This window comes from Mesorhizobium sp. P170090 (assembly GCF_057786115.1).
In genome coordinates this window covers 2,913,016-2,928,412 of the sequence record NZ_JBYNWH010000001.1, presented here as the reverse complement: position 1 = coordinate 2,928,412, position 15,397 = coordinate 2,913,016, and the positions used below count along the sequence as shown (strand labels likewise).

Annotated in this window: 10 protein-coding genes; 5 read left to right on the top strand and 5 right to left on the bottom strand. The window is 64.0% G+C overall.

Annotated features, from left to right (window positions below):
• Positions 1-225 precede the first annotated feature (225 nt).
• The 3 genes from AC3EML_RS13800 to AC3EML_RS13790 all read left to right on the top strand — a co-directional run bounded on the left by AC3EML_RS13800 (position 226) and on the right by AC3EML_RS13790 (position 2,837).
• Positions 226-780 (top strand): hypothetical protein, encoded by a 555-nt coding sequence (locus AC3EML_RS13800; RefSeq protein WP_023698594.1) that lies wholly within the window; start codon positions 226-228, stop codon positions 778-780.
• Positions 781-921: 141 nt separating this feature from the next.
• Positions 922-1,800: a uracil-DNA glycosylase gene (locus AC3EML_RS13795; RefSeq protein WP_352521867.1), complete on the top strand. Its 879-nt coding sequence runs from the start codon at positions 922-924 to the stop codon at positions 1,798-1,800.
• Between the two features lie 224 nt (positions 1,801-2,024).
• Positions 2,025-2,837: a helix-turn-helix domain-containing protein gene (locus AC3EML_RS13790; protein ID WP_023687252.1), complete on the top strand. Its 813-nt coding sequence runs from the start codon at positions 2,025-2,027 to the stop codon at positions 2,835-2,837.
• A 19-nt stretch (positions 2,838-2,856) separates the two neighbouring features.
• On the opposite strand, the gene AC3EML_RS13785 is transcribed toward AC3EML_RS13790, so the two are convergent.
• Complete coding sequence (locus tag AC3EML_RS13785; protein ID WP_023687251.1) at positions 2,857-3,759, bottom strand: DMT family transporter; 903 nt, start codon at positions 3,757-3,759, stop codon at positions 2,857-2,859.
• Between the two features lie 420 nt (positions 3,760-4,179).
• Here AC3EML_RS13785 and pepN point away from each other — a divergent pair, with 420 nt between their 5' ends.
• On the top strand, positions 4,180-6,819 hold the full coding sequence (pepN, locus tag AC3EML_RS13780) for an aminopeptidase N (RefSeq protein WP_352521868.1): 2,640 nt from the start codon (positions 4,180-4,182) through the stop codon (positions 6,817-6,819).
• Between the two features lie 310 nt (positions 6,820-7,129).
• On the top strand, positions 7,130-9,451 hold the full coding sequence (locus tag AC3EML_RS13775; RefSeq protein ID WP_352521869.1) for a PAS domain-containing sensor histidine kinase: 2,322 nt from the start codon (positions 7,130-7,132) through the stop codon (positions 9,449-9,451).
• A 103-nt stretch (positions 9,452-9,554) separates the two neighbouring features.
• On the opposite strand, the gene AC3EML_RS13770 is transcribed toward AC3EML_RS13775, so the two are convergent.
• The 4 genes from AC3EML_RS13770 to AC3EML_RS13755 form a co-directional block, all read right to left on the bottom strand.
• Entirely contained in the window at positions 9,555-10,028 is a 474-nt protein-coding gene (locus AC3EML_RS13770) for an EF-hand domain-containing protein (protein WP_023754798.1), read from the bottom strand.
• Positions 10,029-10,092: 64 nt separating this feature from the next.
• Positions 10,093-13,059, bottom strand: coding sequence for a bifunctional [glutamine synthetase] adenylyltransferase/[glutamine synthetase]-adenylyl-L-tyrosine phosphorylase (locus tag AC3EML_RS13765; protein WP_488505236.1), 2,967 nt, complete (start codon positions 13,057-13,059; stop codon positions 10,093-10,095).
• Complete coding sequence (locus tag AC3EML_RS13760; RefSeq protein ID WP_023684525.1) at positions 13,059-14,534, bottom strand: sensor histidine kinase; 1,476 nt, start codon at positions 14,532-14,534, stop codon at positions 13,059-13,061. The genes AC3EML_RS13765 and AC3EML_RS13760 overlap by 1 nt, the downstream gene beginning before the upstream one ends.
• A gap of 107 nt (positions 14,535-14,641) precedes the next feature.
• On the bottom strand, positions 14,642-15,316 hold the full coding sequence (locus tag AC3EML_RS13755; protein WP_352521871.1) for a response regulator transcription factor: 675 nt from the start codon (positions 15,314-15,316) through the stop codon (positions 14,642-14,644).
• Positions 15,317-15,397: the final 81 nt, after the last annotated feature.

Genomic DNA, 15,397 nt, shown 5'->3' with positions numbered 1-15,397 from the left:
AAACCGGCGCTGACGTGACAATGCCGATTTCGACAAAAAGTCGCGGATAACAACTCTGCCGCAAGCGTTTTGCGCGCGGCCGCGCTCAGCGTCCCATATTTTAATTGTTCGACGGCTCTCTTATCGGCCATACTTATTTCCATGCGCACGCCGTCCGGCTATTCATTGACGCGCTTCCCCCTTCCGCCCGGCCGGACCTGCCGAGCGATCCTTCTCGCCCTTTCAATGCTTACGCCGGTTCGCGCTCAGGCCGAGCCGGTGAAGGTGTGGGCGACCGGCGCCTATTCCTTTTCCGACGAGCTTGGCGGTTTCCACATCACCGGCGCCTCGGGCACCGGCACCAAGGAAGATCCGTTGGTCATCTCCGAGGAGCTGAATTCGTCGACGCCGGTGACGCTCACCATCCGCACCACCAAACCGATCCAGCCGTTCAGCACCAACGGCGAATTCGCCAACGGCATCCTGTACATGCGTATCGAGGTGCTCAACAACAGCGGCCAGGCCTGGGTCGAATTCCAGTTCGAGCTGCAGGAGATACTCAACCAGCCGAGCGTGTTCGGCGACGGCCTGTCCTTCGACCAGCGCAACAAGACGCCCGACAACATCCTGTCGAGCGCGTACGCCGATTTCGACCGCGATTTCGAACCCTATGACCGGCTCTTGTTCAAGAGTGGACAGATCGACCCGCTGAAGAGGGGACGCTTCGAGTTTCTGATCACCGACTACACGCCGCGCTGGACGTTCTATCTGGTGCAGGATCCGCGGATACCGACGGGGTAAGCGGCAGACGCCGTGAAAATCGCCACGAAATGCCCTTCGTGATTGGCGAAAGCCGACGAGCGCGTAATCTCCCTCCTTGAGGGGGAGATTACTAACCGCCCAACCTTGCAAATCGTCTCTCGGCGGACGAATGTGCCCGGTATGACTGCCGCCTCCCCCAACAACCGATCCGACCTGGCCGAGTTGCTCGCCTTCTACGCCTCTGCCGGTGTCGACGAAGCGTTGGAGGACGCGCCGGTGAACCGGTTTGCCGGGGCAGCACCGAAGCGCCCCGAGCGCGCACCGGCGCCAGCCGCGCCGCCTCGCGAAAACAAGGCACCGGAACAAGCCACGGCAAGCCCTGGTCTGGATGCGAGCCGGGTGCCGGACGCGCCGGCGCGCTCCGTGCCGGCCATGGCGACGGTGCCCGACGAGGCGCAGGCGGCTCTTGCCCGGCAAATGGCGGCAAGCGCCTCGACGCTCGACGCGCTGCGCCAGCACATGGCGTCCTTCGACGGCTGCAACCTCAAATTCACCGCCAAGAACCTGGTCTTTGCCGACGGCAATCCGGAAGCGTCGGTGATGCTGGTTGGCGAGGCGCCCGGCCGCGACGAGGACATTGAGGGCCTTCCCTTCGTCGGCCGCTCCGGCAGACTGCTCGACCGCATGCTGGCGGCGATCGGGCTTGATCGCACCTCGGTCTATATCGCCAACGTCATTCCCTGGCGGCCACCCGGCAACCGCACGCCGACGCCGCACGAGACCGAAATCTGCCGTCCCTTCATCGAGCGGCAGATAGAGCTGGTCAATCCGAAGGTGCTGGTCAATCTCGGCGGCCCTTCGGCCAAAACCCTGCTCAACACTACCGAGGGCATCCTGCGCCTGCGCGGCAATTGGCAGGTGCACACGACGGTGTCGGGCACTGCCATTCCGGCCATGCCGACGTTGCACCCGGCCTATCTCTTGCGGACGCCGGCGCACAAGAAACTGGCGTGGCGGGATTTTCTCGAGGTGAAAGCGAAGTTGCGAGAGGTGGGGTGAAGCGCGCCTCTTCCTTCCACCCTTGTGGGGGAAGGTGGATCGGCGCGCAGCGCCGAGACGGATGAGGGGTGTTCCAGCGGAGTGAGACGTTGGCGTTCCCTGGAACACCCCTCATCCGACCGAGCTTCGCTCGGCCACCTTCTCCCACAGGGGGAGAAGGGAGAACCGCGCCAATGACCTCCCAGGTAATTGAAATACGCCTCTCCCCGGCCTACTCATCCCCCATGACAACAGCCCAAACCTCCGCCGGCAGCCTGATCCGCGAATGGCGCACGCGCCGGCGCATGAGCCAGCTTGATCTCGCAATGGAGGCTGAGATTTCCCAGCGTCATCTCTCCTTCGTCGAAAGCGGCCGCGCCGCGCCATCGCGCGAGATGGTGCTGCATCTGGCCGAGCAGCTTGAGATTCCGCTGCGGCAGCGTAATCAGCTGTTGCTGGCTGCCGGCTTTGCCCCGAGCTTCAGCGAGCGGCCACTCACAGATACGACGCTGGCGCCGGCGCTTGCCGCGGTCGAGAGCGTGCTCAAAGGGCATGAGCCGTTCCCCGCCCTCGCCGTCGACCGGCACTGGAACCTGATTTCCGCCAATGCCGCCATCGGCCCGTTTCTGGCCGATGTTGCCGAGCCGTCGCTGCTCCAGCCGCCGGTCAATGTGCTGCGCCTCAGCCTGCACCCGAACGGCATCGCACCGCGCATCGTCAATCTCGCGGAATGGCGGGCGCATCTGCTGGAGCGGCTGAAACACCAGAACGATGCCGCCGGCGATCCCGTCCTGGTCGAGCTGGAGCGCGAATTGCGAACCTATCCGTCCGGGCTCAAGGGTGCGCGGCCGGTGCCGGTCGAGCCCAACGGCATCGTCCATCCGCTGCGGCTGGCGCATGGCGACCAGGTGCTGTCCTTCATCAGCACCATCACCGTCTTCGGCACGCCGCTTGACGTGACGCTGTCGGAACTGGCGATCGAGTCTTTCTTCCCGGCCGACGAGCAGACGCGAGCGGTGCTGGTGCGGCTGGCGAAGGAACGTGCGGAAGCTAACTGAGCCAACCCCGCGGACCTCCTCACCCCTGTGGTGGCGCTGCCTTGCGCGTTCGGGTGCGTTCCAGGCCGAGTTGGCGCTCGCGCCAGATGATGAACATGCCGGCGGCAACGACGATCACACCGCCGACGAGCGTGTTGATGGTGGCGATATCGCCAAAGGCGAAATAGCCGACGACCACGCCGAGGATCATCGAGGTGTATTCGAACGGCGCCACCACCGAAGCTTCGGCATGGCGGTACGCCGCCGTCATCAAAATCTGCGCCAGCCCGCCACAGAACCCTGCTGCGACCAGCAGACCGGCCTGCAGCGGCGTCAGCGCCTGCCAGCCGAAGGGCAGCGTAAGCAGCGCCATGACACTCGCCGTCGCCGAGAACCACAACACGATGGTCGCTGTTCGTTCAGTCTGGACAAGATTGCGCACGAGCAGGATGGCATTGGCGGAGATTGCTGCAGAAACAAGAGCAGCGATGACGCCCAGCACCTCCTGGTCGCCGAGCGCGACGCCCGACGTGAGCAGCGTCAGCTCCGGCCAGGAGATGATCAGCACGCCGACCAGACCGACCGCAACCGCGCTCCAGCGATAGACGCGAATGGCTTCGCCGAGGAATAGCGAAGAGAACACCACCACCAGCAAAGGCTGGGCATAGTTCAGCGTGATCGCCTCAGGCAGCGGCAGCCGGGTCAGCGCAAAGAAGCCGAGCCCCATGGCGCAAACGCCGACGACACCGCGCGCAATGTGGTTCAGCGGGCGTTTGGTGGCGAACGCCGTACCGAGTTTTCTCTTGAAGGCCAGGAAGGCGATGATCGGGAAGATGGCGAAGAAGGAGCGGAAGAAGACGATCTGGCCGGCCGGCAAAGTGCCGGCGGCCTTGATGCAGGTTTGCATGCCGACAAAGACTGCCACCGACATGACCTTGAGCATGATCCCGGTGAGAACATTAGAGCGCCGCGCGTCGTCTTCGACGCGTAAAGGACGCTCTGACACTTTAAATCTGCGCATCGTGCTTTCCAAAAATCGACATTGATTTTTGGGCCGATGCGCGCCGGGATGATCGGACAGTTTCCCGCCCGCTTCGTCTCCAGGCCCGGCTTTCACTGTTTTTGTTGCTTCCCGGATCTCCGCTGAGATGCGCGTCGAACGACGCGGTACACAGGCGCCCATGCCGAACTTCGATCTGACGACGGTCATCAAGGCCTCACGATGATGGCGGAAGGGGAACGCCCCGAAATAGGCATTGGCGCAGTTTTGTCGAGTGACCGTTTCGTGTAAAGAGCGCGCAACTTTAGATTAATGGGCCAGGACACGTCAGCGGCTCCGATAGCTACAGGGAAACCCAAGGGAATGCGAACCGATACCGGCCAGGTCTTCAAGCTCGAAGACTACCGCCCCAACGACTTTTCCATCCCGCAAACCGGCCTCACCTTCCGCCTTTCGCCAGACGCAACGCGTGTCACCGCAGTGCTGACGATCGAACGCCGCGATGGCGCCGCCGCCTCGACGTCGCTGGTGCTGGACGGCGACGGGCTGGTGCTCAAGCGCATTGCCATCGACGGTCGCGAGCTTGCCCCGGCCGAGTATCTCGCCACGCCGGACCAGCTGACCATTTTGAGGCCGCCGGCCCGTTTCCAGCTGCTGCTCGAGACCGAGATCGCGCCGGCCAGCAATGAGGCGCTGATGGGCCTCTACCGCTCCAGCAATGTCTATTGCACGCAATGCGAGGCCGAGGGCTTTCGCCGCATCACCTATTTCCTCGACCGCCCCGACATCCTGTCGGTCTATACCGTGCGTATCGAGGCAAGGTTGGACGAAGCGCCGCTGTTGCTTTCAAACGGCAATCCGGTCGAAAGCGGCGCGTTTGCCGACGGCTGGCACTTTGCAGTCTGGCACGACCCCTTCCCCAAGCCGTCCTATCTGTTTGCGCTCGTGGCCGGCAATCTCGGCAAGGTTGCGGACAGTTTCGTCACCATGTCCGGGCGCGAGGTCGAACTCGGCATCTATGTCGAGCCAGGCAAGGAGGGGCTTGCCGGCTACGCCATGGATGCGCTGAAGCGCTCGATGCAGTGGGACGAGCAGGCCTTCGGCCGCGAATACGACCTCGACGTCTTCAACATCGTCGCCGTTTCCGACTTCAACATGGGGGCCATGGAGAACAAGGGCCTCAATATCTTCAACGACAAGTATGTGCTGGCCGACCGGGAAACCGCCACCGATGCCGATTTCGCCAATATCGAGGCGATCATCGCGCATGAGTATTTCCACAACTGGACCGGCAACAGGATCACCTGCCGCGACTGGTTCCAGCTCTGCCTTAAGGAAGGGCTGACGGTCTTTCGCGACCATGAATTCTCCGCCGACCAGCGCTCGCGTGCGGTCAAGCGCATCGCCGAAGTGCGCACGCTCAGGGCGCACCAGTTCCCCGAGGATCAGGGACCGCTGGCGCATCCGGTGCGGCCGCGCCGCTACCGCGAGATCAACAATTTCTACACGGCGACGGTCTACGAAAAAGGCTCGGAAGTCGTGCGCATGATCCGCACTATCCTCGGGGCCGAGGCTTTCCGCGCCGGCATGGACCTCTATTTCGAGCGCCATGATGGCGAGGCCGCGACGATCGAGGACTTCCTGAAGGTGTTCGAGGACGCCTCCGGGCGCGACCTGTCTCAGTTCGCGCTCTGGTATCACCAGGCGGGCACCCCGAACCTGACCGTCAGTTCGACGCACAATCCGGCGACGCGCGAGTTTACCCTCGAGATCGAGCAGTCGGTGCCGCCGACACCGTCGGAGAGCCGCAAGCGCCTGATGCACATTCCGCTCGCCTTCGGCTTGGTCGGCGCCGGCGGCGAACCGGTCGCCTATGGCGGCGTCGAAGGCGCCACCGTCGAAGACGGTGTCATCCATATCCGCAAGCGCCGACATATGGTGCGCTTCTCAGGCGTTGCGGATCGGCCGGCGGTGTCGCTCAATCGCGGCTTTTCGGCGCCGATCACACTTTCGGTCGAGCAGAAGGCCGACGACCAGTTCTTCCTCGCCGGCCATGACAGCGATGCCTTCGCGCGCTGGCAGGCGTTCAACACGCTGCTCACCGATGCGCTGATAGCGGCCTTCCGCCAGATCCTCGGCGGCGCGAAGCCGGCTTTCACCGCCAGGCTGACCGGACTTGCCGGCAAGATCGCCGGCGACGAGACCCTGGAACCTGCCTACCGGGCGCTGGCGCTGTCACTTCCGGGCGAGGCCGACATTGCCCGCGACATCGGCACGAACATCGATCCCGACGCCATCTTTGCCGCTCGCGAGGCGTTGGCGCTGGCAATCGCGCGCGCCAATCAGCAAACGTTCACCGACCTATACGGCCGCCTCGCCGGCGACGGGCCGTTCAGCCCCGACGCGGCAAGTGCGGGACGCCGCGCGCTGCGCAACATCCTGCTCGACTACCTCTCGCTGCCGCCGGAAGGTGCTGCGCTCGCCGCCCGGCATTTCGAAACCGCGACCAACATGACCGACCGCGCCGCAGCGCTGACCGTCCTTGCGCACCGCCATGACGGTTCACCGGAGGCGACCAAGGCGCTGGCCGATTTCGAGGCGCGTTATGGCGCCGATCCGCTGGTCATGGACAAATGGTTCCAGATCCAGGCCAGCGTGCCGGGACCCCGGACAGTCGATACCGTACGCAAGCTGACTGGTCACGCAGCTTTCTCGATGGCCAATCCGAACCGGGTGCGCTCGCTGGTCGGCACATTCGCCAGCGCCAACCAGACCGGCTTCCACCGAGCCGATGGCGAAGGCTACCGGTTTTTTACCCAGACCGTACTCGAGGTTGAAAAACGCAATCCGCAAGTGGCGGCCAGGCTGGCCACAGCGCTGCGCTCGTGGCGCTCGCTGGAGCCGGGCAGGCAAGCCAAGGCCAGGGAAGCGCTGCTGGCGATCGCCGGTGCCGAGAACCTGTCGGCGGATTTGCGGGACATTGTGGAGCGAACGCTGGCCTGATCCCTCCCCCTTGAGGGGACGGTGGACAGCCGCCGAAGGCGGATGGACGGGTGGGGTCGTTGCGGCAGTGCGCGACATCGACCAACTTCGACCGTGATTGAGAGAGTCGAGCGCTTCGCCGAGGACCCCACCCGGCCCTTCGGGCCACCCTCCCCTCAAGGGGAGGGATTCCAGCGTTATTTCAATCAATTTTTAATGTTTTTCGGCCGCGCCTCTGGACAAGGCGAATCACCTTTGATTCTTTACAGACGATTCGGATGTGCGGTGTTGCCGGATCGTCAAGCGTACGGAAATTCGGGGAGTGCCATTTATGGCCAAGGCGGACGCGTGGGGCGCGCCCGAAGGGACGGCTTTTGAGCGGCGCAAGGCGCGAGGCGACGGCCTCGCCGGCAATACGCGGCTCATCGCTGAACCAGCCTACCGGCGGCTCCTGGCTGCCGAACCCCTTCTGCGCCGTTCGATACCGGCTCTCATCATCATCTTCCTGATCGTCATCGCCGCACTGCGCGTGCTGTCGCTGATGAACGAGCGCGACGAGGCCGAGCGCGACGGCAAGGCGGTGCTAGGTCTCGCCGCCGGCCAGATGGCGAACGCAATCTCGGCCGACCCGACCGCGGCATCCAGCGGTGCAATTGATCTTCTGGAAAGCACGAGCCGCCAGGGCGCCATGGGCAGAAGCCATGTGCTTGTGATCACCGACAGCGCCTTCAAGATCATTGCCGTGTCGCCGCTGTCGACCGGCTGGCAAGGGCGATCGCTGGACAACCTGGTGCTGGACGGCCAGCCGCTGTTCATGTTCGGCGACCGCGCCGGGGTCATGGATGTCAGCATCGGCGGCCAGGACTGGTACGCGGCGGTGAGCCTGACCCGGGACCGCAAGAACGCCGCCGCCGTGCTGGTGCCGCAGGAAGCGGCGTTCGACAACTGGCGCAAGACCGTCTCGCTCAACGTCACGCTGTTTGTGCTGACAGCCGGCGTGCTGATCATCATCCTCTACGCCTATTTCGGCCAGGCATCGCGCGCCCAGACAGCCGACCGCATCTATCTCGAAGCCCATCAGCGCATCGACATGGCGCTGGTTCGCGGTCGCTGCGGCCTGTGGGACTGGGACATGGTGCGCGGCAAGATGTACTGGTCGCGCTCGATGTACGACATGCTGGGCTACGAGCCCTGCAACTCGATGCTGTCGTTCGGCGAGGTCGACGACATCATCCACCCCGAGGACGGCGACCTGTTCGAGCTGGCCAACAAAATCGTCGAGCGCGAGATCGACCATATCGACCAGGTGTTCCGGATGCGTCACGCCGACGGCCAGTGGGTGTGGATGCGCGCCAGGGCCCAGGTGATCGACCCGGAAGCGCCTGAGATCCAGCTGATCGGCATTGCCGTCGACGTCACCGAGCAGCGGCATCTGGCGCTGCGCTCGGAGGCGGCCGACCTGCGCCTGCGGACCGCGATCGAAAACATCAACGAATCCTTCGTGCTGTGGGATGCCGCCCAGCGCCTGATCATGTGCAATTCCAAATACCAGAAGGACAACGGCCTGTCGGACCGCGACGTCATGCCGGGCGCTGCGCGCGCCGTGCTTGAAGAGCGCATGCTGGCCTTCGCCTCTGAACGGCGGCTGGCCAACACCAACGGGCCGCAAGGGGGCGCAACCTTCGAGCGGCAGCTCTCCGACGGCCGCTGGCTGCAGGTCAACGAACTGAGGACCCGGGACGGCGGCACGGTCTCCGTCGGCTCCGACATCACCCAGATCAAGCTGCACCAGGAAAAGCTGGTCGACAGCGAGCGCCGGCTGATGGCGACCATCCACGACCTCAGCCTCGCCCGCCGGGCCGAGGAAGAGCGCGCCAAGGAACTGGTCGAGCTCAACCGCGAATATATGAAGGAAACCGAGCGCGCCGAGGCCGCCAATCGGGCCAAATCCGAATTCCTAGCCAACATGTCGCACGAGCTGCGCACGCCGCTCAACGCCATCATCGGGTTCTCCGAACTGATGGAACAAGGCCTGTTCGGGCCGCTCGGTTCGCCGCGCTACGAGGAATATGCCAACGACATCAACGGCAGCGGCAAATATCTGCTCGGCGTCATCAACGACATACTCGATATGTCGAAGATCGAAGCCGGCCAATTCTCGGTGGACCGCGAGGAAATCGATCTCTGCCCGCTGATCCGCGAGACGGTGCGGGTGATCTCGCTGCAGGCGGCGGAGAAATCGATCACGGTCGAAACCCGCATCGCCGATACGATGACGCTGTTCGCCGACCGCCGGGCGATCAAGCAGATCGCCATCAATCTGCTGTCGAATGCGGTGAAGTTCACCGGCCAGGGCGGCCATATCTCGGTGCGCGCCCGCAACACGTCAGGCGCGCTGGTGCTGACCATCGAGGACAATGGCTGCGGCATTCCGAAGGAGGCACTGAGCAAGCTTGGCCGCCCCTTCGAACAGGTGCAGAACCAGTTTTCGAAGAACCACGCCGGTTCCGGCCTCGGCCTTGCCATCTCGCGCTCGCTGGCCGAGTTGCAAGGAGGAGCGCTGAAAATCCGCTCGACCGAAGGCGTCGGCACCATCGTGTCGGTGCGCATCCCGGTGAAGAAGGCGCAGCCGGCGGTGAAGGCGGCGGCCTGACGGCCCGCCAATGCCAGCGGTGCTCTCCGCCGCGTTCAAGGACTGAGTAGCCGCGGTCATGTAAGGGCTCCGGCGGCTTTCGCCGCCGGAGACATATCGCCACTCACTCCATGCTGTCGTCGCCGCCGTCCCATTGGTGGTGGCGGCCCATGCGGCCGTTCTTCGGTAGTTCGTTGCGCTCGATCTTGCCGTCATTGTTGCGGTCGAGCATCGCGAACACCTTTTTCTCGCGCCCGGTGATGTCGTCCGTGGTCAGCGTGCCGTCGCCCTTGCTGTCGTAGCGGGCAACGATGCGCTTGGCCATTTCCTCGAACCGCGCCTTCTCCAGCGCGTCAGCGAGCTGGGCGACTGTCAGCTTGCCGCCATTATCGGCGACCAGCTTCTTCAGCCGCGCGTTCATGGCGTCGGAAAACTGGTCGAAGCTGATGGTGCCGTTGGAATCCTTCATCGCCTTGTCGAGGCGCATCATGGTGCCCTCGCGCATTCTGGCGCTGGCATTGTTCTCGGCATAGGCGGTGGTGCCGACGGCGCCGGCAAGCGCGATGAAGGCAAGGGCAAGTCCGGTTGTCTTTCTCATGGGTATCTCCTGTTGCATCGTCACCCCCGATGCGATCCGAAACAGCCGCCAGCGCTTCACGCCCTCACAACCGTTTCGTACGAAGCAAAAGGTCGAAATCCTTTCTGACCTTTTGCGACGTTTCCTTGAGATGTGCTTCCAGCACACCGAAATCCGGCAGGTCAGTCACCGCCAGAAGCAGATCCGACAATCCCGGCGGAACGTCATCGCGTTCGAATGCACCGGTGAGGCAAAGCCGCGTCATCTGGGTCAGCGCCAGATAGAGTTGGTAGGCTTCGCAAAGCTGCTGCCTGACGTCAGCCTCGGCGAAATCCGGCGACAGATGCGCCAGGATTTCGCCGGTCGCGGTCACCCTGCGGCCGGCTTCGACCTGCCCGGTTATAACCGCCACCTGCGCGATGAATTCGAGGTCGATGAGGCCGCCGGAGATGAGCTTGATGTCCCAGAGATCGCGCGGCGATTTTTCCTTCTCGATCAGCGCGCGCATCTCGGATGCCTCCGCCCTCACCTTGGCGGCGTCGCGCGGCAAGGCCAGAAGTGCCGCCACCTCGGCCTCGACCTCGGCGCAAAGGGCCGCGTCGCCGCCGATGGCGCGCCCCCGGGCCAGCGCCATGTGCTCCCAGGTCCAGGCCTCCTGGCGCTGGTATTTCTTGAAGGCATCGATGTGGGTGGCCACCGGCCCCTTGTTGCCGGATGGCCGCAAGCGCAGGTCGAGCTCGTAGAGAACGCCTTCGGCGGTCGGCGCCGAGACAGCCGCGATCAGCCGCTGCGTCATCCTGGTATAGTAGTGCGATGGTGCGAGCGGCTTGTCGCCGTCGAACTCGTCGGCATTCGCGTCGTGGTCGTAGAGCAGAATGAGGTCGACATCGGAGCCGGCGGTGAGCTCGCGGCTGCCGAGTTTGCCCATGCCGAGCAGCGACACGGTGCCGCCGGCGATGCGGCCGTGGCGCAGCGCGAATTCGGTGGTCACCGCCTGCAATGCGGCGTCGATGGTGAGGTCGGCGAGATCGGAAAAGGCGCGGCCGGCGCGCGCCGGGTCGATCGAGCCGGCGAGCAGCCTGACACCGATCAGGAATTTCTGCTCGGAGGCAAAGATGCGCAGCCGGTCAAGCACATCCTCGTAGGGCCTGTCGCCATCGATGAAAGCGGCCAACCGCGCTGAGAGATAGGCGCGGTTGGGCAGTTCGGTGAGCAGCGCCGGGTCGAGCAGACCGTCGAAGACATGCGGGCGCCTTGTGATGATTGCCGCCAGCCGAGGCGCGGCGCCCATGATCGTCGCCATAAGCTTCAGCAGAGCGGGATTCGACTGCAGCAGCGAAAACAGCTGGATGCCGGCGGGCAGGCCGGCGAGGAGTTCATCGAAGCGAACCAGCGCCTCGTCGGCCCGGCGCGTCTGGCCGAAGGCTTTGAGCAGCGCCGGCGTCAGTTCGGTCAGCCGCTCGCGCGCTTCCGCCGACTGGGTGGCGCGATAGCGGCCGAAATGCCAGCCCCGAATGACGCGGCAGATGTCGCTTGGCCGCTGGAAGCCAAGGCCATGCAAGGTCTGCAGCGTGTCGGGATCGTCGACATCGCCGGTGAAGACCAGATTGCCGACGCCGGCCGACAATTCAGGCGCAGTCTCGAACAGCGCGGCGTAATGGCGCTCGACCTCATGCAAAGCCGCGCGAAAGGTTTCGGCAAATCTGGCGGCATCGGCAAAGCCCAGCATATGGGCGATGCGTTCCAGCCCTTCATCATCGTCGGGCAGAATATGCGTCTGCTCGTCGGCGACCATCTGGATGGCGTGTTCCACGCCGCGCAGAAACCAATATTGCTGCGTGAGCGCGTTGCGTGCATCGGCGGTGATCCAGTTGCGCGCCGCCAGCGCACCCAGCATCGGCACCGTCTCGCGGCCGCGCAGCTCCGGAAAACGGCCGCCGGCGATCAGTTGCTGGGTCTGGACGAAGAACTCGATTTCGCGAATGCCGCCGCGGCCGAGCTTGACGTTGTGTCCTTTGACCGCGATCTCGCCATGACCCTTGTGGGCATGGATCTGGCGCTTGATCGAATGAACGTCGGCGATCGCCGCATAGTCCATGTATTTGCGCCAGACATAGGGCTGCAATTCCCGCAGGAACGCGTCCCCGGCATCGAGATCGCCGGCCACGGGACGCGCCTTGATCATGGCGGCGCGCTCCCAGTTCTGGCCGCGCGCCTCATAGTAGCGAAGTGCTGCCTCGACCGGGATCGCCAGCGGCGTCGAGCCTGGATCGGGACGAAGCCTCAAATCGGTGCGGAAGACATAGCCGTGCCCGGTGCGGTCCTGCAGGATGCGGACCAGCCTGCGGGTCAGGCGCGCAAACAGCTCTGTGGCCTCGAGCGGATCGACGATCGCCGGCGCATCCGGATCGAAGAAGACGACGAGGTCGATGTCGGAGGAGAAATTCAGTTCATGCGCGCCAAGCTTGCCCATGCCGAGCACGATCCAGCCGGATTGCCGTGACGGATTTTCGGGATCGGGCAATTTGAGCTTGCCTTGGCTGTGCGCCTCGCGCAGCAGGAAGTCGACCGCCGCGCAGGTGCAGGCATCGGCGAGATTGCTGAGGCGCCTTACCGTCAGCGCGGTATCGGCCTCGCCGGAGAGGTCTGCAAGTGCGATCAGGAAGTGAGCTTCACCCTTCCACTGCCTGAGTTCCATCATCAGGCTGGATTCGGAAACGGTCTCGGAAAAGGCGGCCTTGCCGATCGCTTCGGCGATGGCGAGCAGCCGAGCCTCGACACTGCCATCGAACAGCGCGTCGAGGATTTGCGGCCGGCGGCGCGCGACATCGCGGAGGAAAGGCGAGAGATCGAAGACCGCAGCGAGAAACTCCTGGGCCGCGCCCTTGCCTCCTAGGAATTTCGCCAGCCGCGGCAGGTTCTCGTCCTTGGCATCGCCAGCGATCTCCGACAGTTCACGCCGGGCGCGGGTCTCATCCAGCGGCGCGAGCTGCGCCGCCAGTTGCAGGCGCCATTCGGTCTCGATCCGTTTCTGCGCCATCCGCACCGCCATCAATGGTCCTCCCGCCCCGGGAAGCTCATGATAACGGACAATCCGGGATTGGCAGGCAGAAGTTCAAGCCGGCCATTGTGAAAAGTCATGATCGCCTTGGCGAGGCTGAGACCAAGGCCGGATCCCGGCTGCGAGCGGCTCTTTTCCAGCCGCACGAAGCGCTCGGTCGCCCTGGCGCGGTCGGCATCGTCGGGGATGCCATGGCCATTGTCGGAAACGGAAAGGCGGATTTCGTGACCGACGCGCTGCAGGGCTACGCGCACGGCAGGCTTTTCCGTCGCATCGGTCGAGTATTTGATGGCGTTGTCGACGATGTTCGACAGTGCCTGGCCGATCAGCTCGCGGTTGCCATCGACGGAAAAATTCCCGTCCGCGGCAGTTTCAAGCACCACGCCAGCCTCCTCCGCCACCGGCTCATAAAGCTCGACAACGTCATGCACCGCGGCGGCGAGATCGACCTTGCTGGTGCTCTCCGAGGAATAGCCGGCCTCCAGCCTGGAGATCATCAGGATGGCGTTGAAGGTTTTTATCAACTGGTCGGATTCGGCGATGGTGCCTTCCAGCGCCAGCCGGTAGTCGGTGGTCTTGTGCTTGCCCGAAAGTGTGGCCTCGGCGCGGTTGCGCAGCCTGGTCAGCGGCGTCTTCAAATCATGGGCGATGTTGTCGGAGACCTGCTTCAGCCCTTCGTTCAGCGTCGCGATCCTGGCCAGCATGGTGTTGAGGTTTTCCGACAGGCGGTCGAACTCATCGCCGGCGCCGGTCACCGGCAGCCGTCCCGTGAGATCGCCGCCCATGATGCGGCGGCTTGCCTCCGAGACGCTGTCGATGCGCTTCAGCGCGGCGCGGCCGACAAGGAACCAGATCAGCAGCCCGCCCAGGCCCATCATGCCCAGCGCCAGCATCAGCGCGCGGCGGACGACGGCGCGGAAGCGCTCGGGCTCGCCGAGATCGCGGCCGACAAGCATGATCATCTGGTTGGGCAGCCGCAGCACCAGCGCGATGGCGTTGTGGCCCTTCTCGCCCTCGGACTGAATTTCAGTCTCGCCGGGCTGCGCGCCGTTCGGGTCGGCAGCCTGGTTGCGCTGCCGTTCGAGCTCACCTTCGCCGAAACGGCGATAGGAGAAGGGTTCGGTCGTCCAGCCATCGGTCTCGAGCACCCCCGGTGCCAGGCTCTGCACGTTGCCGGTGAGGATCTGGCCGTTGACATCGGCAATGAGATAGAGGTTGGCGCCGGGCTGGCGCGAGCGCTGCTCGACGACGCGCACCAGCCGCGGCAGGCCGCCGCTCTGATAGGCACGGGCGAGGCCGAGCACCTCGTCATTGATGGTCTGCTGGGTCTGGCCGGTCAGCATGCGGGCCGACAACGACGTCATGTAGAAGACCAGCAACACGGCACATAGCGCGAAAAGCAGGAAATAAAGCGCTGAAAGCCGCGCCGCCGTCGTCCTCATGATGGCCGGCAGGGAAAGGGCCATCGAGTTCTAGCTCATGATGAGATTTGGCTGAAATCTCATCATGACCTACCCCTTTGTTGGAGCATGATCTTCTCCAAAAACCGGTACCTACTTTTTGGGATCATGCTCTAGCCGCTCTTCAGCATATAGCCGGCGCCGCGAATCGTATGCAGGATCGGCTTGTCGAAACCCTTCTCGATCTTGCCACGCAGGCGCGAGACGTGAACGTCGATCACGTTGGTCTGCGGATCGAAATGATAGTCCCAGACATTTTCGAGCAGCATGGTGCGCGTCACCACCTGGCCGGCATGGCGCATCAGATATTCGAGCAGGCGGAATTCGCGCGGCTGCAGCGTGATCTCGCGCGCCGCGCGCTTGACCGAATGGGACAGCCGGTCAAGCTCGAGATCGCCGACCCGGTAGACGGTTTCGGCCTCCCTGGCGCTGGCGCGGCGGTTCAGCACCTCGACGCGGGCGAGCAATTCGGAAAAGGCATAGGGCTTGGTCAGATAGTCGTCCCCGCCGGCGCGCAGACCGGTGACGCGGTCATCGACTTCGCCCAGCGCCGACAGGATCAGCACCGGCGTGGTGTTGCCGCGCGAGCGCAGGCCGGCAATGACGGAGAGCCCGTCGCGGCGTGGCATCATGCGGTCGACGACCATCACGTCATAGTCGCCGGCATCGGCCAGCGCAAAGCCGGTTTCGCCGTCGCCGGCGACATGGGCGGTGTGCCCAGCCTCGGCAAAGGCCTTCTGCATATAGTCGGCCGCCTCGCGATCGTCTTCTATGACGAGAATCTTCATAGAGCCGTTATACGCGATTTCGCCGGAAGATTGAGGGGCGGCCATGAGCGCAAAAGCTTTCGTTCAAGCATGTCGTTTTGC